Annotated in this window: 6 protein-coding genes, 4 tRNA genes, 7 rRNA genes and 1 pseudogene; 4 read left to right on the forward strand and 14 right to left on the reverse strand. The window is 45.0% G+C overall.

What is annotated here, in order from left to right; genetic code table 11:
- Positions 1-267 precede the first annotated feature (267 nt).
- The 13 genes and pseudogenes from GUY17_RS20755 to ccoG form a co-directional block, all read right to left on the reverse strand.
- A 16S ribosomal RNA gene (locus GUY17_RS20755) occupies positions 268-1,810 on the reverse strand.
- 1,655 nt (positions 1,811-3,465) lie between these two features.
- Positions 3,466-3,581: ribosomal RNA gene (rrf, locus tag GUY17_RS20760) — 5S ribosomal RNA — on the reverse strand.
- A gap of 36 nt (positions 3,582-3,617) precedes the next feature.
- Positions 3,618-3,692: transfer RNA gene (locus GUY17_RS20765), tRNA-Thr, on the reverse strand.
- A 178-nt stretch (positions 3,693-3,870) separates the two neighbouring features.
- Positions 3,871-3,987, reverse strand: a 5S ribosomal RNA gene (rrf, locus tag GUY17_RS20770).
- A gap of 36 nt (positions 3,988-4,023) precedes the next feature.
- Positions 4,024-4,100, reverse strand: a tRNA-Thr gene (locus GUY17_RS20775).
- 28 nt (positions 4,101-4,128) lie between these two features.
- Positions 4,129-4,244 (reverse strand): 5S ribosomal RNA (gene rrf, locus GUY17_RS20780).
- A gap of 202 nt (positions 4,245-4,446) precedes the next feature.
- Positions 4,447-7,351 (reverse strand): 23S ribosomal RNA (locus GUY17_RS20785).
- A 349-nt stretch (positions 7,352-7,700) separates the two neighbouring features.
- Positions 7,701-7,776, reverse strand: a tRNA-Ala gene (locus tag GUY17_RS20790).
- A 143-nt stretch (positions 7,777-7,919) separates the two neighbouring features.
- Positions 7,920-7,996, reverse strand: a tRNA-Ile gene (locus GUY17_RS20795).
- An 87-nt stretch (positions 7,997-8,083) separates the two neighbouring features.
- Positions 8,084-9,624, reverse strand: a 16S ribosomal RNA gene (locus tag GUY17_RS20800).
- The 16S, 23S and 5S rRNA genes sit together here with 4 tRNA genes alongside, the layout of an rRNA operon.
- A gap of 647 nt (positions 9,625-10,271) precedes the next feature.
- Positions 10,272-12,779: pseudogene (gene secA, locus GUY17_RS20805) on the reverse strand (preprotein translocase subunit SecA); the annotation flags it as partial.
- A 498-nt stretch (positions 12,780-13,277) separates the two neighbouring features.
- Positions 13,278-14,820 (reverse strand): 16S ribosomal RNA (locus GUY17_RS20810).
- A gap of 565 nt (positions 14,821-15,385) precedes the next feature.
- Positions 15,386-16,813, reverse strand: coding sequence for a cytochrome c oxidase accessory protein CcoG (ccoG, locus tag GUY17_RS20815; RefSeq protein WP_162024220.1), 1,428 nt, complete (start codon positions 16,811-16,813; stop codon positions 15,386-15,388).
- A gap of 76 nt (positions 16,814-16,889) precedes the next feature.
- Between ccoG and GUY17_RS20820 the strand changes: the two genes are divergently transcribed.
- The 3 genes from GUY17_RS20820 (at position 16,890) to GUY17_RS20830 (ending at position 18,669) form a co-directional block, all read left to right on the forward strand.
- The gene (locus tag GUY17_RS20820; protein WP_101087318.1) at positions 16,890-17,237 is read left to right on the forward strand and encodes a hypothetical protein; all 348 of its coding nucleotides are present in this window, start codon (positions 16,890-16,892) and stop codon (positions 17,235-17,237) included.
- A 99-nt stretch (positions 17,238-17,336) separates the two neighbouring features.
- Positions 17,337-18,251, forward strand: a complete 915-nt coding sequence (locus GUY17_RS20825; RefSeq protein WP_162024221.1) for a 1,4-dihydroxy-2-naphthoyl-CoA synthase — start codon at positions 17,337-17,339, stop codon at positions 18,249-18,251.
- 196 nt (positions 18,252-18,447) lie between these two features.
- Entirely contained in the window at positions 18,448-18,669 is a 222-nt protein-coding gene (locus GUY17_RS20830) for a DUF2061 domain-containing protein (RefSeq protein WP_101087320.1), read from the forward strand.
- A 53-nt stretch (positions 18,670-18,722) separates the two neighbouring features.
- Here GUY17_RS20830 and GUY17_RS20835 read toward each other — a convergent pair whose 3' ends face one another.
- Positions 18,723-20,687, reverse strand: coding sequence for a beta-galactosidase (locus GUY17_RS20835; protein ID WP_162024222.1), 1,965 nt, complete (start codon positions 20,685-20,687; stop codon positions 18,723-18,725).
- Between the two features lie 278 nt (positions 20,688-20,965).
- Between GUY17_RS20835 and GUY17_RS20840 the strand changes: the two genes are divergently transcribed.
- The gene (locus tag GUY17_RS20840; protein WP_162024223.1) at positions 20,966-23,098 is read left to right on the forward strand and encodes an alpha-galactosidase; all 2,133 of its coding nucleotides are present in this window, start codon (positions 20,966-20,968) and stop codon (positions 23,096-23,098) included.
- Positions 23,099-23,187: the final 89 nt, after the last annotated feature.

The following is a 23,187-nucleotide window of genomic DNA, read 5'->3' on the forward strand; positions in this document are numbered from 1 at the left end:
AATATTCAAGACACTTAAACAGTGTTTTGAGAACTCAAGTGTTAATGCTTTCGCATTAACGTTTTTCGCACTAACGTAATCACACAAACGACAACGAATCATCATTCATGCGCCTTTAGTTAGTACTATCAGCTTTCCAAATTGTTAAAGAACAACACTTAACCGGCAAGCGGTGTGTTTCACTCTACTTCCGAAGAAGTTAACAAGTAATCTGTGTGAACACTCACATGCATCGCTGCACTTTAGGTATTGAGTTAGTCGTATAGGTAAGGAGGTGATCCAGCCCCAGGTTCCCCTAGGGCTACCTTGTTACGACTTCACCCCAGTCATGAACCACAAAGTGGTGAGCGTTCTCCCGAAGGTTAAACTACCCACTTCTTTTGCAGCCCACTCCCATGGTGTGACGGGCGGTGTGTACAAGGCCCGGGAACGTATTCACCGTGGCATTCTGATCCACGATTACTAGCGATTCCGACTTCACGGAGTCGAGTTGCAGACTCCGATCCGGACTACGACGTACTTTGTGAGATTAGCTCCACCTCGCGGCTTTGCAACCCTCTGTATACGCCATTGTAGCACGTGTGTAGCCCTACTCGTAAGGGCCATGATGACTTGACGTCGTCCCCACCTTCCTCCGGTTTATCACCGGCAGTCTCCCTAGAGTTCCCACCATTACGTGCTGGCAAATAAGGATAGGGGTTGCGCTCGTTGCGGGACTTAACCCAACATTTCACAACACGAGCTGACGACAGCCATGCAGCACCTGTCTCACAGTTCCCGAAGGCACAAGTCCATCTCTGGTCTCTTCTGTGGATGTCAAGAGTAGGTAAGGTTCTTCGCGTTGCATCGAATTAAACCACATGCTCCACCGCTTGTGCGGGCCCCCGTCAATTCATTTGAGTTTTAACCTTGCGGCCGTACTCCCCAGGCGGTCTACTTAATGCGTTAGCTTGGGAGCCCAGTGACTAAGTCACCAAACTCCGAGTAGACATCGTTTACGGCGTGGACTACCAGGGTATCTAATCCTGTTTGCTCCCCACGCTTTCGTGCATGAGCGTCAGTCTTTGTCCAGGGGGCCGCCTTCGCCACCGGTATTCCTCCAGATATCTACGCATTTCACCGCTACACCTGGAATTCTACCCCCCTCTACAAGACTCTAGTTCGCCAGTTCCAAATGCAATTCCCAGGTTGAGCCCGGGGATTTCACATCTGGCTTAACAAACCGCCTGCGCACGCTTTACGCCCAGTAATTCCGATTAACGCTCGGACCCTCCGTATTACCGCGGCTGCTGGCACGGAGTTAGCCGGTCCTTCTTCTGTAGGTAACGTCACAGTAATAGTTTATTAAACTATTACCTTTCCTCCCTACTGAAAGTGCTTTACAACCCGAAGGCCTTCTTCACACACGCGGCATGGCTGCATCAGGGTTTCCCCCATTGTGCAATATTCCCCACTGCTGCCTCCCGTAGGAGTCTGGGCCGTGTCTCAGTCCCAGTGTGGCTGATCATCCTCTCAGAACAGCTAGGGATCGTCGCCTTGGTGAGCCATTACCTCACCAACTAGCTAATCCCACCTAGGTTCATCCAATCGCGGAAGGCCCGAAGGTCCCCTCCTTTCCCCCGTAGGGCGTATGCGGTATTAGCAGTCGTTTCCAACTGTTATCCCCCTCGACTGGGCAGATCCCTAGGCATTACTCACCCGTCCGCCGCTCGTCACCTCAGAAGCAAGCTCCCTTGTGTTACCGCTCGACTTGCATGTGTTAGGCCTGCCGCCAGCGTTCAATCTGAGCCATGATCAAACTCTTCAATTAAAGTTCTTTTGAAAACCCCACTCTTATAAATAAGAACGACGCTTTCGGCTCAATGAATTCTGATTTCATTTAAAAGACTCGGAAGAATCAATTAAATGTTTGTACATATTACTATGAACATTCATCGTTGCATTGAGTTGTAATTTTTTGATTGCCAACATTCCGAAGAACAGAAGACAATTTCGAATAACTCAATACCTGTGAATGTCCACACAGATTTCTTGTTTAGATTGTTAAAGAACGTTGCTAACATGAACATCTTTCGATTTTTCATTCAGCGGCCGTTGACGCTAGGTCGTTGGCTTGGGGTGCGTATTCTACGCTTTCCCGGGTTGGCGTCAAGTGTTTTTTCAAACTTTCTTTTCGCCTTGAACTCTGTGTTTGAAGCACTTAATTCAACCTGACTCGGTAAACCGCTTGCGCTGTCTGCCGTGTCAGTGGATTGCGCATTATAGGCACCACACGGTTTTGCGCAAGGCCTTTTTAGCATATTTATCAATTAATTCTTATACTCGACTTAACACCACCTTAGGCACACCTTACCCACAGACTTACCCACAATCATGGATAACTAAATTCATATTTTACCCCTGGTCAGATGGGCAAGCATATTATCGATTTTGATGATGAGCTTTGCATTTGTGCTCTATGCTGCCCAAAAGTAGATAAATCACGTTTGGCCAATCATATAATCGAGCTAATAATGAGTACTGATACACTTTGGTGTTATCAATCCAACATAAACCCTAGAGAATTGCGTCATGACATCAATTAACGGCAAGTGGCACCTAATAACCTAATAACCTAATAACCTAATAACCTAATAACCTAATAACCTAATAACCTAATAACCGCATCTGCCGATATTGATGGATGAAAGTTAGACCGTATTATCGATGAGAATATTCACGTTTATTGTTACTTAGAAAGGGAGTTCGATAATTATTAAGAGGTAACCAACTAATCAGTAGAGAAAAAATCACTACAAGATAGCCAATGATGAACCTACAGTTACGCCTAGTTTGTTACAACAAGAGTGTAATGTTGGCGCGATAACCTGGTCTGATTTTATAACGTATCTGGCCTAGAACAAAATGGACCTATTTAGCTGTGGTAATAAATTTATATGTGAGACATTGGTAAGTTGCCTGTTGTGAAAGACAAAATCCCCATTTGATTTGAGCCAATATGAAAGCCATGAAAGTATCAAATAGGACAGAGTATCAGTCAAAGACATAACTGCTGGCACAATGCAGTAATGGAACCCTTCTTAGGAAACCTCAAAAAAATCGATACCTAAGTATGATTTTTATTGTAGCTTAATGAATCTGTAAACGACGTATATGCACAAATTCAAAGGCCTGCAGTGTTGATGTTTTAAGGATGAACTAGATTGATGAATTAACTCCCGGCACGATACAAATTTTGGATACAAAAAAGCCCGCTATATAATAGCGGGCTGTTTCGCGACTATTGCAGCCAATTAGGCGCCTGGAAATGACCTACTCTTTTATCCCCGAAGGGGACGCATGGGCATATTCGACAAACTGCTGTCATGTTTTGGCCAATAACAAACTCTATACTATAAATTATAACGTAAAAAAGCCCGTTACGTTAGTAACGGGCTTATCACTACTCTTTCGAGTCAATTAGGCGCCTGGAAATGACCTACTCTCGCATGGGGAGACCCCAAACTACCATCGGCGATACTGTGTTTCACTTCTGAGTTCGGAATGGGATCAGGTGGTGCCACAGCTCTATGGTTTCCAGACAAACTCTTCTCTAGGACGTAACACTAGATTATTCTTGGTGCTGATACCAGAATCGAACTGGGGACCTCATCCTTACCAAGGATGCGCTCTACCAACTGAGCCATATCAGCAAAAGCTACTACTTGAAGCTTATTAGGCGCCTGGAAATGACCTACTCACACATGGGCATATTCGACAAACTGCTGCCATGTTTTGACCAATAACAAACTCTACACTATAAATTGCAGACGAAAAAAAGCCCGCTACATAATAGCGGGCTGTTTCGCGACTCTCTCAAGTCAATTAGGCGCCTGGAAATGACCTACTCTCGCATGGGGGAGACCCCAAACTACCATCGGCGATACTGTGTTTCACTTCTGAGTTCGGAATGGAATCAGGTGGTGCCACAGCTCTATGGTTTCCAGACAAACTCTTCTCTAGGACGTAACACTAGATTATTCTTGGTGCTGATACCCAGAATCGAACTGGGGAACCTCATCCTTACCAAGGATGCGCTCTACCAACTGAGCCATATCAGCAAAAGCTACTACTTGAAGCTTATTAGGCGCCTGGAAATGACCTACTCTCGCATGGGGAGACCCCAAACTACCATCGGCGATACTGTGTTTCACTTCTGAGTTCGGAATGGGATCAGGTGGTGCCACAGCTCTATGGTTTCCAGACAAATTTTGTTTATCTAACGCACTATTCTTGATGCATTAAATAATAATTCGGAAAGCTGATTGCTTTTACTCTATCAAGAGTCTTGAGTTCAACAAGTACACGAATGTACTTGATGTCATAAACGCATTGAGCATTTTATGACCACTGTTTAAGCGCCTCATTCTAATACTAAGTCGTATCAGTAAAACCCATCTGGGTTGTATGGTTAAGCCTCACGGGTCATTAGTACAAGTTAGCTCAACGCCTCACAACGCTTACACACCTTGCCTATCAACGTAGTAGTCTCCTACGGCCCTTTAGAGAGCTTAAAGCTCTAGGGATGACTCATCTTAGGGCTCGCTTCCCGCTTAGATGCTTTCAGCGGTTATCGATTCCGAACGTAGCTACCGGGCAATGCCATTGGCATGACAACCCGAACACCAGCGGTTCGTCCACTCCGGTCCTCTCGTACTAGGAGCAGCTCCCTTCAATCATCCAACGCCCACGGCAGATAGGGACCGAACTGTCTCACGACGTTCTGAACCCAGCTCGCGTACCACTTTAAATGGCGAACAGCCATACCCTTGGGACCGACTTCAGCCCCAGGATGTGATGAGCCGACATCGAGGTGCCAAACACCGCCGTCGATATGAACTCTTGGGCGGTATCAGCCTGTTATCCCCGGAGTACCTTTTATCCGTTGAGCGATGGCCCTTCCATTCAGAACCACCGGATCACTATGACCTACTTTCGTACCTGCTCGACGTGTATGTCTCGCAGTTAAGCTGGCTTATGCCATTGCACTAACCGTACGATGTCCGACCGTACTTAGCCAACCTTCGTGCTCCTCCGTTACTCTTTGGGAGGAGACCGCCCCAGTCAAACTACCCACCAGGCACTGTCCTCAACCCCGATAAGGGGCCAGAGTTAGAACATCAAAACTACAAGGGTGGTATTTCAAGATTGACTCCACTCAGACTAGCGTCCAAGCTTCAAAGTCTCCCACCTATCCTACACATGTAGGTTCAATGTTCAGTGCCAAGCTATAGTAAAGGTTCACGGGGTCTTTCCGTCTAGCCGCGGGTATACGGCATCTTCACCGCAATTTCAACTTCACTGAGTCTCGGCTGGAGACAGCGTGGCCATCATTACGCCATTCGTGCAGGTCGGAACTTACCCGACAAGGAATTTCGCTACCTTAGGACCGTTATAGTTACGGCCGCCGTTTACCGGGGCTTCGATCATGAGCTTCTCCGAAGATAACCCAATCAATTAACCTTCCGGCACCGGGCAGGCGTCACACCGTATACGTCATCTTGCGATTTTGCACAGTGCTGTGTTTTTGATAAACAGTTGCAGCCACCTGGTATCTGCGACTCCCGTCAGCTTAGAGAGCAAGTCTCATCACCAACAAGAGCGTACCTTCTCCCGAAGTTACGGTACCATTTTGCCTAGTTCCTTCAGCCGAGTTCTCTCAAGCGCCTTGGTATTCTCTACCCGACCACCTGTGTCGGTTTGGGGTACGATTCCCGCTAACCTGAAGCTTAGAAGATTTTCCTGGAAGCATGGCATCAACTACTTCATCACCTTAGTGACTCGTCATCAGCTCTCAGCCTGTACATTAAAGTACGATTTCCCGGATTTGCCTAGAAATCAACCTACCACCTTAAACGCGGACTACCAACGCCGCGCTAGCCTAGCCTTCTCCGTCTCTCCATCGCAGTTAGCGGAAGTACAGAAATATTAATCTGTTTCCCATCGATTACGCCTTTCGGCCTCACCTTAGGGGTCGACTCAACCCTGCCCCGATTAACGTTGGACAGGAACCCTTGGTCTTCCGGCGAGGGAGTTTTTCACTCCCTTTATCGTTACTCATGTCAGCATTCGCACTTCTGATACGTCCAGTGTGGGTTACCCCTTCACCTTCAACCGCTTACAGAACGCTCCTCTACCGCGCATCTCTAATGAAATGCACCCGTAGCTTCGGTGGTATGTTTAGCCCCGTTAAATCTTCCGCGCAGGCCGACTCGACTAGTGAGCTATTACGCTTTCTTTAAATGATGGCTGCTTCTAAGCCAACATCCTAGCTGTCTAAGCCTTCCCACATCGTTTCCCACTTAACATACACTTTGGGACCTTAGCTGACGGTCCTGGGTTGTTTCCCTTTTGACAACGGACGTTAGCACCCGCTGTCTGTCTCCCGAGTAGTACTCATTGGTATTCGGAGTTTGCAAAGGGTGGTAAGTCGGGATGACCCCCTAGCCTTAACAGTGCTCTACCCCCAATGGTATTCGCTCGAGGCGCTACCCTAAATAGCTTTCGAGGAGAACCAGATATCTCCGAGTTTGATTGGCCTTTCACCCCCAGCCACAAGTCATCCGCTCATTTTTCAACATAAGTCGGTTCGGTCCTCCAGTTGATGTTACTCAAACCTTCAACCTGCCCATGGCTAGATCACTCGGTTTCGGGTCTACACCTTGCAACTAAACGCGCAGTTAACACTCGGTTTCCCTACGGCTCCGCTATTCGCTTAACCTCGCTACAAAATGTAAGTCGCTGACCCATTATACAAAAGGTACGCATGTCACGGTCTCAAGAACCGCTCCACTGCTTGTACGTATACGGTTTCAGGTTCTATTTCACTCCCCTCACAGGGGTTCTTTTCGCCTTTCCCTCACGGTACTGGTTCACTATCGGTCAGTCAGGAGTATTTAGCCTTGGAGGATGGTCCCCCCATATTCAAACAGGATGTCACGTGTCCCGCCTTACTCGTTTTCATCTATGGTTAGTTTTCATGTACGGGGCTATCACCCTGTGCCGCTGTGCTTTCCAACACATTCCACTAACACCCCATAGACTTAAGGGCTAATCCCCGTTCGCTCGCCGCTACTAGGGGAAATCTCGGTTGATTTCTTTCCTCCGGGTACTTAGATGTTTCAGTTCCCGGGTTTGCCTCACTACACTATGTATTCATGTAGTGATAACAGCTTATGCTGCTGGGTTTCCCCATTCGGATATCGTTAGCTCAAATGCTTATTACTAGCTCGCCAACGCTTTCGCAGTTATTACGTCCTTCATCGCCTCTGGACTGCCAAGGCATCCACCGTATACGCTTGGTCACTTAACCATACAACCCAAATGAGTTTCACTTGCGTGAACATCTGGGCCATATCATGACCAGCTGGTTTTTTACTTGTCTCACCTCCGACCAGGAAGTGGACTCGCCTTAGTTTTTTAGAATATTCAAGACACTTAAACAGTGTTTTGAGAACTCAAGTGTTAATGCTTTCGCATTAACGTTTTTCGCACTAACATCATCACACCAATAACAACGAATCGTCATTCATGCGCCTTTAGTTAGTACTATCAGCTTTCCAAATTGTTAAAGAGCGGGCTTAAAAAGCCAAAGATAAAATCTCGTGTTATCTTTGGCATCTCTAACCTATGCATATGCTTATCGTCATGATAAGTGTAAATGGTGGAGCTATGCGGGATCGAACCGCAGACCTCCTGCGTGCAAGGCAGGCGCTCTCCCAGCTGAGCTATAGCCCCATTACATGCAGTTGAGATTTTACGTTTACCTTCAATGAAGGTCTTACCAAAAAAATTGGCTTGCCAATCGTTTCTAATCAAGGCGGTTGATAGCGACGTTTAGTTGACTAAACGGTTATCATCCAACGCAGAGTAGGAAAGATTGGTGGGTCAGAGTGGACTTGAACCACCGACCTCACCCTTATCAGGGGTGCGCTCTAACCAGCTGAGCTACAGACCCAACGTAATTTCTCTTTCTTCTATCAAGTAATCTGTGTGAACACTCACATGCATCTCTGCACTTTAGGTATTGAGTTAGTCGTATAGGTAAGGAGGTGATCCAGCCCCAGGTTCCCCTAGGGCTACCTTGTTACGACTTCACCCCAGTCATGAACCACAAAGTGGTGAGCGTTCTCCCGAAGGTTAAACTACCCACTTCTTTTGCAGCCCACTCCCATGGTGTGACGGGCGGTGTGTACAAGGCCCGGGAACGTATTCACCGTGGCATTCTGATCCACGATTACTAGCGATTCCGACTTCACGGAGTCGAGTTGCAGACTCCGATCCGGACTACGACGTACTTTGTGAGATTAGCTCCACCTCGCGGCTTTGCAACCCTCTGTATACGCCATTGTAGCACGTGTGTAGCCCTACTCGTAAGGGCCATGATGACTTGACGTCGTCCCCACCTTCCTCCGGTTTATCACCGGCAGTCTCCCTAGAGTTCCCACCATTACGTGCTGGCAAATAAGGATAGGGGTTGCGCTCGTTGCGGGAACTTAACCCAACATTTCACAACACGAGCTGACGACAGCCATGCAGCACCTGTCTCACGTTCCCGAAGGCACAAGTCCATCTCTGGTCTCTTCTGTGGATGTCAAGAGTAGGTAAGGTTCTTCGCGTTGCATCGAATTAAACCACATGCTCCACCGCTTGTGCGGGGCCCCCGTCAATTCATTTGAGTTTTAACCTTGCGGCCGTACTCCCCAGGCGGTCTACTTAATGCGTTAGCTTGGGAGCCCAGTGACTAAGTCACCAAACTCCGAGTAGACATCGTTTACGGCGTGGACTACCAGGGTATCTAATCCTGTTTGCTCCCCACGCTTTCGTGCATGAGCGTCAGTCTTTGTCCAGGGGCCGCCTTCGCCACCGGTATTCCTCCAGATATCTACGCATTTCACCGCTACACCTGGAATTCTACCCCCTCTACAAGACTCTAGTTCGCCAGTTCCAAATGCAATTCCCAGGTTGAGCCCGGGGATTTCACATCTGGCTTAACAAACCGCCTGCGCACGCTTTACGCCCAGTAATTCCGATTAACGCTCGGACCCTCCGTATTACCGCGGCTGCTGGCACGGAGTTAGCCGGTCCTTCTTCTGTAGGTAACGTCACAGTAATAGTTTATTAAACTATTACCTTTCCTCCCTACTGAAAGTGCTTTACAACCCGAAGGCCTTCTTCACACACGCGGCATGGCTGCATCAGGGTTTCCCCCATTGTGCAATATTCCCCACTGCTGCCTCCCGTAGGAGTCTGGGCCGTGTCTCAGTCCCAGTGTGGCTGATCATCCTCTCAGAACAGCTAGGGATCGTCGCCTTGGTGAGCCATTACCTCACCAACTAGCTAATCCCACCTAGGTTCATCCAATCGCGGAAGGCCCGAAGGTCCCCTCCTTTCCCCCGTAGGGCGTATGCGGTATTAGCAGTCGTTTCCAACTGTTATCCCCCTCGACTGGGCAGATCCCTAGGCATTACTCACCCGTCCGCCGCTCGTCACCTCAGAAGCAAGCTCCCTTGTGTTACCGCTCGACTTGCATGTGTTAGGCCTGCCGCCAGCGTTCAATCTGAGCCATGATCAACTCTTCAATTAAAGTTCTTTTGAAAACCCCACTCTTATAAATAAGAACGACGCTTTCGGCTCAATGAATTCTGATTTCATTTAAAAGACTCGGAAGAATCAATTAAATGTTTGTACATATTACTATGAACACTCATCGTTGCATTGAGTTTAAATTTTTGATTGCCAACATTCCGAAGAACAGAAGACAATTTCGAATAACTCAATACCTGTGAATGTCCACACAGATTACTTGATAAATTGTTAAAGAGCTTGATGTCGATTTTTCAGACATCGCCGTCAGACGCTAGGTCGTTGGCTTGGGCTGCGTATTCTACGCATTCCCTTTATTGCGTCAAGTGTTTTTTCAAACTTTTTCGCCTGTTACCAACACTACTAAGTAGTTGTTAATAACGCTAACTGGTTTTCGCTTTCGCTGTATGCCGTGTCAGTGGATGCGCATTATAGGCAGCTTAAGATTTAGTGCAAGCGCTTTTGTGCAAAAAAATGATCTTTTTATGATCTTTTATTCATTTGAGCACTTAACTACATGATACCCACTATTTACCCCAAAGTTATCCACAAAGGGTGAATTTATCAGTCAGTTTTATTATCCCAGAAACAAAAAGGTAGCGAATAATCGCTACCTTTTTTATCTAACATCAATAGTGAACAGAGAGTTAACTGAGTTTACCGTGACATTGTTTGTACTTTTGTCCTGAACCACATGGGCACGGATCGTTACGGCCTATTTTCTCACCTTCACGGATGACTGTTTTAGGCGCTCTATTTGTTGCTCTGCTGTATCACTTAATGCTTCTGCTGCTGCGTGTTGATAAGCCAGTTTAATCTTTGCATCTTCATCCCGGCGACGCTGCTCCATTTCATCAACATCTGACTGCGCTTGAACTTGTACTTTAGACAGTACGCTTATCACGTCATTTTCAGTGTTTCAAGCAATTGTTGGAATAATTCAAACGATTCACGCTATATTCTTGCTTTGGATTTTTCTGTGCATAACCGCGTAAATGAATACCTTGGCGTAAGTGATCCATGGCAGCTAAGTGCTCTTTCCAGAGTCCATCTAGTGTTTGCAGCATTACCGCTTTTCAAATTGACGTAATACTTGTGCACCGACCATCTCTTCTTTAGCTTTATATAATTCACTCCATGACGTTAGAATCCGTTCGCGTAACGTTTCTTCATGCAGATTATCATCTTGATCTAACCATTCTTGAATTGTTAGCTTTAGGCCAAATTCATTACCAAGGCGTTGTTCAAGCCCCGGTACATCCCAAAGTTCTTCAAGTGATTGCGGTGGAATATATTGATCGACAATTCCACTTATCACATCTTGTTCGATATTCTGGATAGTGTCTTGAATACTTTCAGCATCCATTAGCTCGTTACGCTGTGCATAGACAACTTGACGTTGATCGTTAGCGACATCATCATATTCGAGCAATTGCTTACGGATATCAAAGTTACGAGCTTCAACTTTACGTTGAGCGTTTTCAATAGCACGTGATACCCAAGGATGCTCAATAGCCTCACCCTCTTCCATACCGAGCTTTTTCATCATGCCAGATACTCGATCTGAAGCGAAGATACGCATTAAGCTATCTTCCATCGACAAGTAAAAACGTGAAGAACCCGCATCACCTTGACGACCAGCACGACCGCGTAACTGATTATCGATACGACGAGATTCGTGACGTTCTGTACCTAGGATATGCAAACCACCTGCAGCAAGCACTTCATCATGACGTATTTTCCAGTCAGCTTTAATCTTAGCTTTCTGTTCTGCCGTTGGATTATCTAGCGCTTCAATTTCCATGTTCCAGTTACCGCCTAATACGATATCTGTACCACGGCCAGCCATGTTAGTTGCAATAGTCACAGCACCTAAACTACCGGCTTGAGCAACAATCTCTGCTTCTTTTTCATGAAACTTAGCATTGAGCACGCTATGCGGAATGTTAGCTTTTTTCAATAATGAGTTAAGTAGTTCTGATTGTTCAATAGAGACAGTACCCACTAATACTGGTTGGCCACGTTCACGACAACCTTCGATATCTTTAATAATCGCTGCATTTTCTGGCGCGGTAAGATAGACCAAGTCGGCCATATCTTTACGAACCATTGGGCGATTTGTAGGAACAACACGGTATCTAAACCATAGATATGTTGAAATTCGAATGCTTCGGTATCTGCTGTACCTGTCATACCGGCAAGCTTTTCATACTGTCTGAAATAATTTTGGAAAGTGATAGAAGCCAGAGTTTGGTTTTCATTCTGGATTTTAGCGCCTTCTTTGGCTTCGACAGCTTGATGCAAGCCTTCTGACCATCTACGACCAGGCATAGTACGGCCTGTATGTTCGTCGACAATAATAACTTCATCGTCTTGTACAATATAGTCGATATCTTTTTCAAACAAGGTATGGGCGCGAAGTGCCGCATGAACATGATGCAATAACGAAATGTTCGTCGCAGAATAGAGCGAGTCACCTTCGGCTAACATGCCTTTTTCAATTAATAGCTGTTCAACTTTTTCTTGACCACGTTCAGTTAAATGAACCTGTTTACCCTTTTCGTCAATACTATAGTCACCTTCACCAACATAGTCTTCGGTGTCTTCTTTGTCTTGAGCGATGAGACTTGGGATCAATAAATTAATTTTGGCGTTAATTCAGAGCTGTCTTCTGCCGCACCAGAAAATAATCAATGGTGTACGGGCTTCATCAATTAGAATTGAATCGACTTCATCAATAAGGGCATAGTGCAATGGTCGCTGAACGCGCTCTTGTGGAGAAAACGCCATGTTGTCGCGAAGGTAGTCAAAACCAAATTCATTATTAGTACCGTAGGTAATATCTGCATTGTAGGCTTCTTTCTTTTCGAATGAACCTAAGCCAGCAATGTTAATTCCGACACTTAAACCTAAAACTCAAATAATGGACGGTTATTCTCAGCATCACGTGTAGCTAAGTAATCGTTCACAGTAATGATGTGAACACCTTTGCCCGTTATGCCGTTAAGGTAAGCTGGCAAAGTTGCCGTTAGAGTTTTACCTTCACCGGTTCGCATTTCAGCAATACGATTGCTGTCTAAAACCATGCCGCCGAGTAATTGAACATCAAACGGACGCATGTCGAACACACGCTTTGATGCTTCACGTACAACAGCACTTTCTTTTTTCGCTTGTTACTCATCACGCTGTCGTTATTGTGAACCTCATTCGTCAGTCATGTAGCGCTGCTACACTCCTTTCTCATTCGTTTCACGGCTTAGACACCGTTTCGATTAACTGCGCTTACCTTATCGAAATAAAGTAAGAAAAACAGGGTCGTATTATGACCAGCTGGTTTTTACTTGTCTCACCTCCAGGGTAGGAAGTGGACTCGCCTTAGTTTTTAGAATATTCAAGACACTTAAACAGTGTTTTGAGAACTCAAGTGTTAATGCTTTCGCATTAACGTTTTTCGCACTAACGTAATCACACAAACGACAACGAATCATCATTCATGCGCCTTTAGTTAGTACTATCAGCTTTCCAAATTGTTAAAGAACAACACTTAACCGGCAAGCGGTGTGTTTCACTCTACTTCCGAAGAAGTTAACAAGTAATCTGTGTGAACACTCACATGCATCGCTGCACTTTAGGTATTGAGTTAGTCGTATAGGTAAGGAGGTGATCCAGCCCCAGGTTCCCCTAGGGCTACCTTGTTACGACTTCACCCCAGTCATGAACCACAAAGTGGTGAGCGTTCTCCCGAAGGTTAAACTACCCACTTCTTTTGCAGCCCACTCCCATGGTGTGACGGGCGGTGTGTACAAGGCCCGGGAACGTATTCACCGTGGCATTCTGATCCACGATTACTAGCGATTCCGACTTCACGGAGTCGAGTTGCAGACTCCGATCCGGACTACGACGTACTTTGTGAGATTAGCTCCACCTCGCGGCTTTGCAACCCTCTGTATACGCCATTGTAGCACGTGTGTAGCCCTACTCGTAAGGGCCATGATGACTTGACGTCGTCCCCACCTTCCTCCGGTTTATCACCGGCAGTCTCCCTAGAGTTCCCACCATTACGTGCTGGCAAATAAGGATAGGGGTTGCGCTCGTTGCGGGACTTAACCCAACATTTCACAACACGAGCTGACGACAGCCATGCAGCACCTGTCTCACAGTTCCCGAAGGCACAAGTCCATCTCTGGTCTCTTCTGTGGATGTCAAGAGTAGGTAAGGTTCTTCGCGTTGCATCGAATTAAACCACATGCTCCACCGCTTGTGCGGGCCCCCGTCAATTCATTTGAGTTTTAACCTTGCGGCCGTACTCCCCAGGCGGTCTACTTAATGCGTTAGCTTGGGAGCCCAGTGACTAAGTCACCAAACTCCGAGTAGACATCGTTTACGGCGTGGACTACCAGGGTATCTAATCCTGTTTGCTCCCCACGCTTTCGTGCATGAGCGTCAGTCTTTGTCCAGGGGGCCGCCTTCGCCACCGGTATTCCTCCAGATATCTACGCATTTCACCGCTACACCTGGAATTCTACCCCCCTCTACAAGACTCTAGTTCGCCAGTTCCAAATGCAATTCCCAGGTTGAGCCCGGGGATTTCACATCTGGCTTAACAAACCGCCTGCGCACGCTTTACGCCCAGTAATTCCGATTAACGCTCGGACCCTCCGTATTACCGCGGCTGCTGGCACGGAGTTAGCCGGTCCTTCTTCTGTAGGTAACGTCACAGTAATAGTTTATTAAACTATTACCTTTCCTCCCTACTGAAAGTGCTTTACAACCCGAAGGCCTTCTTCACACACGCGGCATGGCTGCATCAGGGTTTCCCCCATTGTGCAATATTCCCCACTGCTGCCTCCCGTAGGAGTCTGGGCCGTGTCTCAGTCCCAGTGTGGCTGATCATCCTCTCAGAACAGCTAGGGATCGTCGCCTTGGTGAGCCATTACCTCACCAACTAGCTAATCCCACCTAGGTTCATCCAATCGCGGAAGGCCCGAAGGTCCCCTCCTTTCCCCCGTAGGGCGTATGCGGTATTAGCAGTCGTTTCCAACTGTTATCCCCCTCGACTGGGCAGATCCCTAGGCATTACTCACCCGTCCGCCGCTCGTCACCTCAGAAGCAAGCTCCCTTGTGTTACCGCTCGACTTGCATGTGTTAGGCCTGCCGCCAGCGTTCAATCTGAGCCATGATCAAACTCTTCAATTAAAGTTCTTTTGAAAACCCCACTCTTATAAATAAGAACGACGCTTTCGGCTCAATGAATTCTGATTTCATTTAAAAGACTCGGAAGAATCAATTAAATGTTTGTACATATTACTATGAACATTCATCGTTGCATTGAGTTGTAATTTTTTGATTGCCAACATTCCGAAGAACAGAAGACAATTTCGAATAACTCAATACCTGTGAATGTCCACACAGATTTCTTGTTTAGATTGTTAAAGAACGTTGCTAACATGAACATCTTTCGATTTTTCATTCAGCGGCCGTTGACGCTAGGTCGTTGGCTTGGGGTGCGTATTCTACGCTTTCCCGGGTTGGCGTCAAGTGTTTTTTCAAACTTTCTTTTCGCCGTTGTAAACTTCAATTTGAACCTTACAACCTGCCAGCGACGTATGCCGTGTCAGTGGTTGCGCATTATAGGGAGCTTAATTATTTGTGCAAGCATAAATAGGCTAAATATTGCAAAAACATGACCGAGAGGTGCTTTTTCAATCGAAAAGAACAAAAAAGGGACTATCCGTCCCTTTTTCGGCTATTTCACTCAGTTCTAATCACCAAAGAATCGAGTTTCCTGTTTTATTTCTATTGGGCTGCCATCTATTTGCGCAGTTATTTTGATATCGATTTTGGTGATACTTCTCTTCAACTCAATAGGATCAACAGCAATACTAATTGGTAAGGTTAATACTTCACCCGCTTCTATCGATACATGCTGTGGGCCAATCCATCTGGCATTAGGCAATCCTTCGACGCTTAGCTCATATTCTTGCGGCTGTTCTGTTTTATTGAGAATTTTAATCGTAAAGGTATTCTCTGTATTGCCTTGGTTGTTTTCTCGATAAAGTGAGTTTCTATCTCTAATGACATCCATACGCACAGGTGCAATCGTTGCGCTGGCATATATGAATATTAATATCATCACCGTGAGTACCACACCGTAACCCACTAACTTAGGTCGTAATACCTTTTCTTGCACACCATCAAGTTTGTTTTCTGTTGTGTAACTGATTAACCCTTTGTCGTATCCCATGCGTTCCATTGTGTTATCACATGCATCGATACAAGCACCACAGTTAATACATTCGTATTGCAGACCATTGCGAATATCGATTCCAGTTGGACACACTTGTACACACAAGTCACAGTCAATACAGTCGCCTAAACCCATCTCTTTAGGATCTTGTTTACGTGTACGAGGACCACGGGTTTCACCACGTTGAGTGTCGTAGCCTACAATATAGGTATTCTTATCAAACATGGCAGCTTGGAAGCGGGCATAGGGACACATGTGAATACACATGATCTCACGCATCCATCCGGCATTACCGTAAGTAGCAATTGTGAAGAAAACCACCCAAAAATATATCCCGCCACCTGCATTAAGGGTAAAGAAGTCAATATAAAGCTCACGACTTGGAACAAAGTAGGATACAAAGGTAGTGGCTGTTAATAGTGATATTAATAACCAAGAAGTATGTTTTGCTGTTTTACGCCAGAGTTTATTGACACTCCATGGCATTTGGTCAAGCTTGATACGTTTATTACGCGCGCCTTCAAACTTTTCTTCAAACCATATAAAGATGAAGGTCCACACGGTTTGTGGGCAAGTATAGCCACACCACACTCGACCGAGATAAGTGGTAACGAAAAACAGCCCAAATGCGGCTATCATAAAGAGTGCGGCAAGCAAGGTGAGATCTTGTGGCCAAATAGTTAAACCAAAGACGTGAAATTTTTGCTCAGCAAGATTAAACCACACGGCTTGACGGTCTCCCCAAGGTAACCAAGGCAGAAGTAAGAAAAATAACATGGCTATCCAACCCATATAACGTCGTAAGGTTGTCCATAAACCATCGACAGCTCTTACGTAAATACGGTTGCGCGGATTGAAGCTGTCTGCTTTACTAGCATCAGGTTGATGGATTTTAATACGTTGTTGTTTGGAAAAGTCCTTGGAGTTGGATTCTGTCGTCATGTTACAGCCTTACTGCTTTAATATTGAACGATAACTAGCTTATTATATAGGTAATAACACATTATTGGATAAAAAGATGAGAGGCTGGATAGGATTAGCAATAATCGCGGGGATTATTTATTATTTCGCGACAGAAACAGACAAGCTTGATAAGCCAATTAATGACATTAAAACGATGTTTACTAAGGCAGATAAAAAGCTTGATTCGATGACGGGTACAAAAATCATTAAAATCGATAAGCACATTCCACAAGTTAAAGAGGAAATTTATAAGCGTTTATCGACAATTGAAATTCGTGAATTAGATGGTGTATTTACCAGTAACGAAGCCATTAGTGAGTTTAAAATCGAATACTGCCATAGTAGTGCTCGCCACCCTGTTTTTTCAACAGAAAATTTGCAATTTATTTGCGATAAAATCTAATAACTTGTGCTCGTTAACGATTTTATGCTAACGAATTGACCTAAGTATCAAATAAGCCTAGCCTTTGTGTAATATCTGCAATAGGGGCTAGGTTTTTTTATGACACCATCACAAACTGAATCAGTATCTGACATCTTTGACCCTGAGTTATGGAATCTTGTCGAAGGATTCAATTTTGAAGACATCACTTACCACCGGGCAAAATCCCAAAGCACGGTGCGTATCGCAATAAACAGGCCTGATTGCCTTAACTCATTTCGTCCTAAAACAGTAGATGAACTCTATATGGCTCTAGACCACGCTAGACAATGGTCCGATGTAGGTTGTGTACTTATTACAGGAAATGGACCATCAGCAAAAGGTCAATACTCATTTTGCGCAGGTGGCGATCAGCGTATTCGTGGTAAAGATGGCTATAAATATGAAGGTGCTGAAGAAGGTACTCCTGATGTAGCTCGAATGGGGCGCCTACATATATTAGAAGTGCAGCGAATGATCCGCTTCATGCCTAAAGTGGTCATTGCGGTTGTACCTGGCTGGGCTGTGGGTGGTGGACATAGTTTACATGTGGTTTGTGATTTAACATTGGCGTCAAAAGAACACGCTGTTTTTAAGCAAACCGACCCTGATGTAGGTAGCTTTGACTCCGGATATGGCAGTGCTTATTTAGCCAAGATGATTGGTCAGAAGCGAGCCCGCGAAATCTTCTTTCTTGGGTTTAATTACTCTGCAGAAGAGGCATTTAACATGGGCATGGTAAATCGTGCTATTCCACATGCCGAACTAGAAACTGAAGCCTTAGCTTGGGCCAAAGAGATTAACTCTAAATCCCCCACTGCAATGCGTATGCTTAAATATGGCTTCAATATGGCTGATGATGGTTTAGTAGGCCAACAACTGTTTGCTGGTGAAGCAACACGCTTAGCCTATGCGAGTGAAGAAGCTCAAGAAGGTCGCGATGCCTTTTTAGAAAAACGAGATCAAGACTTTTCACGTTTTCCTTGGCATTACTAATCTCAACACCTGATGTTATAGACTGCATTTATTCATGTGATTAATTATATGAAAGACCCTACTTAGGGTCTTTATTTGTTTCAAGATTAAAAATAATAAACGTAATCGAAATTTTCATTTGCAATAATCGAATTAACCCTCTTTACTTGATAATGATAACTGTTATCATTTGAATAAATCAAACAGGGGATTCATCATGAAAAAGACTATTAGCTTTGCCATTTTACACTTCAGTGTCGCTTTTACGATTACCTACCTATTAACCGGTAGCATTATTATCGGTGGTACCATTGCCCTGCTTGAACCTGCCGTTAATACAGTTGTGTTCTACTTTCATGACAAGGTGTGGAAAAACATTGAGTTGAAAAAGATGCAACAAGCTGAGATAACAACAGAGTCAATTCAGCTTGTGAGCTAAGATTATGGCCAGATTGATGGCCATAATCTTACTAACATATACTTGTTGCTACACTATACGAGTTTAATGATAGCAACATCGTAAGCAGCAAGGTTTGCACTGCCTAAAACGTATTGCCCTTGTAACTCACTTGGTACAGTTTGCGAATAACCGGCGTAGTTAAACAAGTAAGCATACTGACCACGCTTAACCACACGCATATCTTTAGGTAACGCTAATGTGGTTAATCCTAACTCTACTGCAAGCATTTTAAAGTACTCGAGTAAAAATCCATCACAGGTCAATGTCGCTACATAGCTAGTATTTTGATGACGAGCCACAGCAGGACTACCATCATGATACGTCGCCACCACATCAACACCATCGCCGAGTTCTAGCTCCTCTCGCCAGCACTGGCTTTCAAACTCAACCCCATTAAAATGCAAGACTTCACTGCAGTCTGGACGAATGGTTTCAGTTGATAATACTCTTACAGGAACTAAAACTTGGAATGCTCCCGGTGCTAACGTAGGCACTAATGACAATTCATCCGTTTTACTACCTGAGCGAGGACCGATAACCAAATGTACGTTGGCTTGCTGACATTTATCAACAAAGGCTTGCGGCACAATCGGTAAACACGGTGCGACAACTAAAGCATACTGTGTCAAATCATGATCTACAGAGACAAAATCTACAGCTAACCCTAACTGACGTAATGCCGAGTAATAAGCAAACTCAACGCGTTGATGATTGTAACTGTCACCTTGGCGTTCAATCTCGGTCACCCACTGACTGTTAGCACCTGTCACGATAGCCACTTTCGCTTGTACTGGATCGCTAATGGTAAAATCGACTTTGGCCAACTCGTCACGCATTTGCTCAACTTCAGCCCAAGCTGCAGCTTTCGAATTATCGTTACGTTTAATGCCTGCATGCATTTGCTCTTGCGCAAATGGCACTTGGCGCCAACGGAAATAACACACGCAGTCTGCACCATGGGCAAACGCCTGCCATGACCACAGTCTAACCATGCCTTTTTCAGGACGAGGGTTGTGATGCGCCCAATTTACTGGACCAGGTTGCTGCTCCATTACCCAAAAGTTTTTATTACTCACACCACGGCTTTGGTCAAACGAGTAACTTGAAAAGTCAGGGTGTCCGGTACGCATGTACGGTTTAAATTGTTCTGCTGGCATATGTTTAAAAAACATATCTGAACGACCGAGCGGGTAATTGTCGTAACTGACAAAATCGAGGTTTTTGGCTAATGCAAAGTTATCGGCTTGAGTATCGACTAACGGGATAAAGTTATGGGTTACAAAACGATTTGGCGCATGAGCACGAATGATCTCAACCATTGCATCATGAAACTTCACCACTTGGTCAGAACTAAAACGACGGTAAGCCAGTTGATGAGCAGGATTGGTTTCAGTTACCGCTAGAATAGGTAATTCGATTTGTTCAAAATCTTGATATTCCATCGACCAGAAAACATTACCCCAGGCAGTATTGAGCTTTTCAATATCGTTGTGATAATAGGCTTTGCACCACTGTTGAAATGCTGACTTAGCCACCAATGAGCCACTATGAGTAGTATCGTGACAAGCAATCTCGTTGTCCGTTTGCCAGCCACAGATGCCAGGATGTTGACCATAGCGTTGTGCAATAACGGTAGAGATACGCATTGCTTCACGAAAGTAGTTATCACTTGAAAAATCATAATGACGGCGCGAACCAAAGCCACGGGTAGTACCTGTTTTAATATCGACAGGTAAAATGTCTGGGTATTTGTCGATTAACCATTTAGGAGGCGTAGCCGTTGGCGTGCACATAATCACTTGCAGCCCTTCGTTAGCTAACGTTTCAATGGCACGATCCAGCCACTCAAAAGAATACTCGCCATCACGAGTCTCAATTCTAGACCACGCAAACTCGCCAATACGCACATACTGTAATCCAAGCTGACGCATTTCTTTTGCGTCTTGTTGCCACATAGATTCAGGCCAATGCTCAGGGTAGTAGCAAACTCCTAACATGTTAATCTCCAATATATAGTGCGTAAAACCGTTGGCTCGAACATAGGATATTGTTAAGGTTCTACCCTACTGTCATAAGCAAAATTACGGGGTTATTTAACCAATTTTTAATGACGATCAATATACTAACCTAGTATTTATATGATATATAGTATTTTAAAATAATCCGAATACATCATTAACACACTGCAGAATGTTGCTGGCTCAATCCAACACATTCGAATATGTATGCTTAATCAGTGTGTATAAACACAAAAACGTCAATCAAGGACAATATCATGTCACATCCCCAGTTCGTTTTGCTTAATGGCCAACATACTAGCTTGATCGTTGATTGCTTAAACAAGACTCCTGCCATTTTGTATTTTGGTAAAAAGTTATCTGAAAAGACCAGCTTTGACATGATGAAACGGTTAAGCACCAGACAAGAAGCTAAATGCTCAGTTGTTGTTGAAGCGCCTATTTCATTATCGCCGTTAATGGGTGAAGGTTTTACCGGTGCACCTGGCATTGAAATTTTTGATAACAACATTGCATGGTCAATTGGTGGTGCACTAACACAAGTGAACCAACCGAATGAAAACGAAGTGTATTTCGAGTCAGTAGATACCCTACGTCAGCTAAGCGTTAAGCATCACTTACAGCTTAACCCACGCAGTGACGTACTCAGTGCGACAACAGAATTAACCAATTTAGGCCAAACCTCAGTTAATGTGAATTGGTGTGCAGCGCCAACCATTCCGATGCCTCTGCATATTGACCAAGTAATGTCGTTTGAAGGCCGTTGGTCGAACGAATTCCAACGCAAGTCTTTTGATACCTTCTTAGGCAGTTTTGTGCGTGAAAACCGTAAAGGTAAAACCTCACACGACAATTTCCCGGGCATGGTAATGCACAACAAACTCACCCATGAACAAGGCGGTGAGTGTTATGGTTTTCATTTAGGTTGGAGTGGCAACCATAAAATGCGAGCGGAGTTACTTGCAGAAGGCCGCAGTTATGCCCAATTAGGTGAATTATTAATGCCTGGTGAAATGATACTCGCGCCTAACGAGTCTTATGTCAGCCCAACATTATATACAGCCTATTCTAATGACGGTTTTAGTGGCTTATCTCATTGCTTCCATCAGTATGTTCGTCAATCACTTATCACTGAAAAGGTACGCCTAAAGCCACGCCCAGTGCACTACAACACTTGGGAAGGAATTTACTTTGACCATGATGTTGCTGTTTTACAATCATTAGCGACCCAAGCGGCTGACATTGGCGCAGAACGATTTGTACTCGATGACGGCTGGTTTAAAGGTCGCCGTGGTGACTTTGCCGGTTTAGGTGACTGGACTGTTGATCGTGAAATTTACCCAGACGGACTGCAACCACTGATTGATCATGTTAATAACGTGGGCATGGAATTTGGTTTATGGTTTGAACCTGAAATGGTTAATCCAGACAGCGATTTATATCGCAACCACCCTGAATGGGCGCTACAAACCCAAGGTAACGAGCAGCTGCAATTTAGAAAACAGCTAGTGCTAGACATGACGAACCCAGACGTGACTGAATATCTGTTTAATGCGATTAACGATATCTTGGTTGAATACCCACAAATTCTCTACCTCAAATGGGACATGAACCGCGATCTCAATCATGCAGGTAATTTATTGGGTAAGCCGGCAGTACATCAACAAACTAAAGCCGCTTATGCTTTAATCAAGCGCCTTAAAGATAGTCATCCACACATTGAAATTGAAAGTTGTTCCTCTGGTGGTGCGCGAGTTGATTACGGTGTATTACAACACACTGATCGAGTATGGACTTCAGATTCAAATGACGCATTAGATCGACTCACCATTCAACGTGGTTGTTCATTCTTTTTCCCAGCAGAAGTGATGGGGGCGCATGTTGGCCCGCGCGATTGCCACATTACCGGGCGACACATCAATATTGCCATGCGAGCCGCGGTCGCTTTCTTTGGCCACATGGGGATTGAAATGGATCCTCGAGAGTTAACCCATGATGAACGTGAGCAGTTACAGCAGATAATCAAGCTGCACAAACAGCATCGTCAGTTAATTCACAGTGGCAAGTTGGTACGATTAAACAGCGATGGCGACTCAATCAACTTTGGTATTGTTAGTACAAACCAAACCCAAGCTTTGTTTGCTTACAACAGCGTCAAAGAGACCCAACGAACTAATCCGCCAAAATATCATTTTGCAGGATTAGATGCCGACAGAGATTATCAACTATCACTAATTTGGCCGGCCGGATTTTCATTCTACTCACCGTCTGTATTAGCCATGACAGACGATCAAACCTTTAGTGGTGAAGCATTAATGACCTTTGGCATGCAGTTGCCGATTACCTTCCCACAAACGTCGTTGATTTTTGAGTTAAATGAAGTGAAATAATACTTTATCGCGCGCCTCTTTATAGCGCGCATTATTTATCCCCATTAAGCAAAAGAGCACCCTTTAGGTGCTCTTTTTATGATTGTTTC

Origin of the sequence: Shewanella sp. Arc9-LZ (genome assembly GCF_010092445.1) — a bacterium.
Lineage (GTDB): Bacteria > Pseudomonadota > Gammaproteobacteria > Enterobacterales > Shewanellaceae > Shewanella.

Coding starts and splice junctions, on each gene's coding strand:
- GUY17_RS20825 (WP_162024221.1), top strand. CDS start 17,337: ATGACACCATCACAAACTGAATCAGTATCTGACATCTTTGACCCTGAG.
- GUY17_RS20820 (WP_101087318.1), top strand. CDS start 16,890: ATGAGAGGCTGGATAGGATTAGCAATAATCGCGGGGATTATTTATTAT.
- GUY17_RS20835 (WP_162024222.1), bottom strand. CDS start 20,687: ATGTTAGGAGTTTGCTACTACCCTGAGCATTGGCCTGAATCTATGTGG.
- GUY17_RS20840 (WP_162024223.1), top strand. CDS start 20,966: ATGTCACATCCCCAGTTCGTTTTGCTTAATGGCCAACATACTAGCTTG.
- ccoG (WP_162024220.1), bottom strand. CDS start 16,813: ATGACGACAGAATCCAACTCCAAGGACTTTTCCAAACAACAACGTATT.
- GUY17_RS20830 (WP_101087320.1), top strand. CDS start 18,448: ATGAAAAAGACTATTAGCTTTGCCATTTTACACTTCAGTGTCGCTTTT.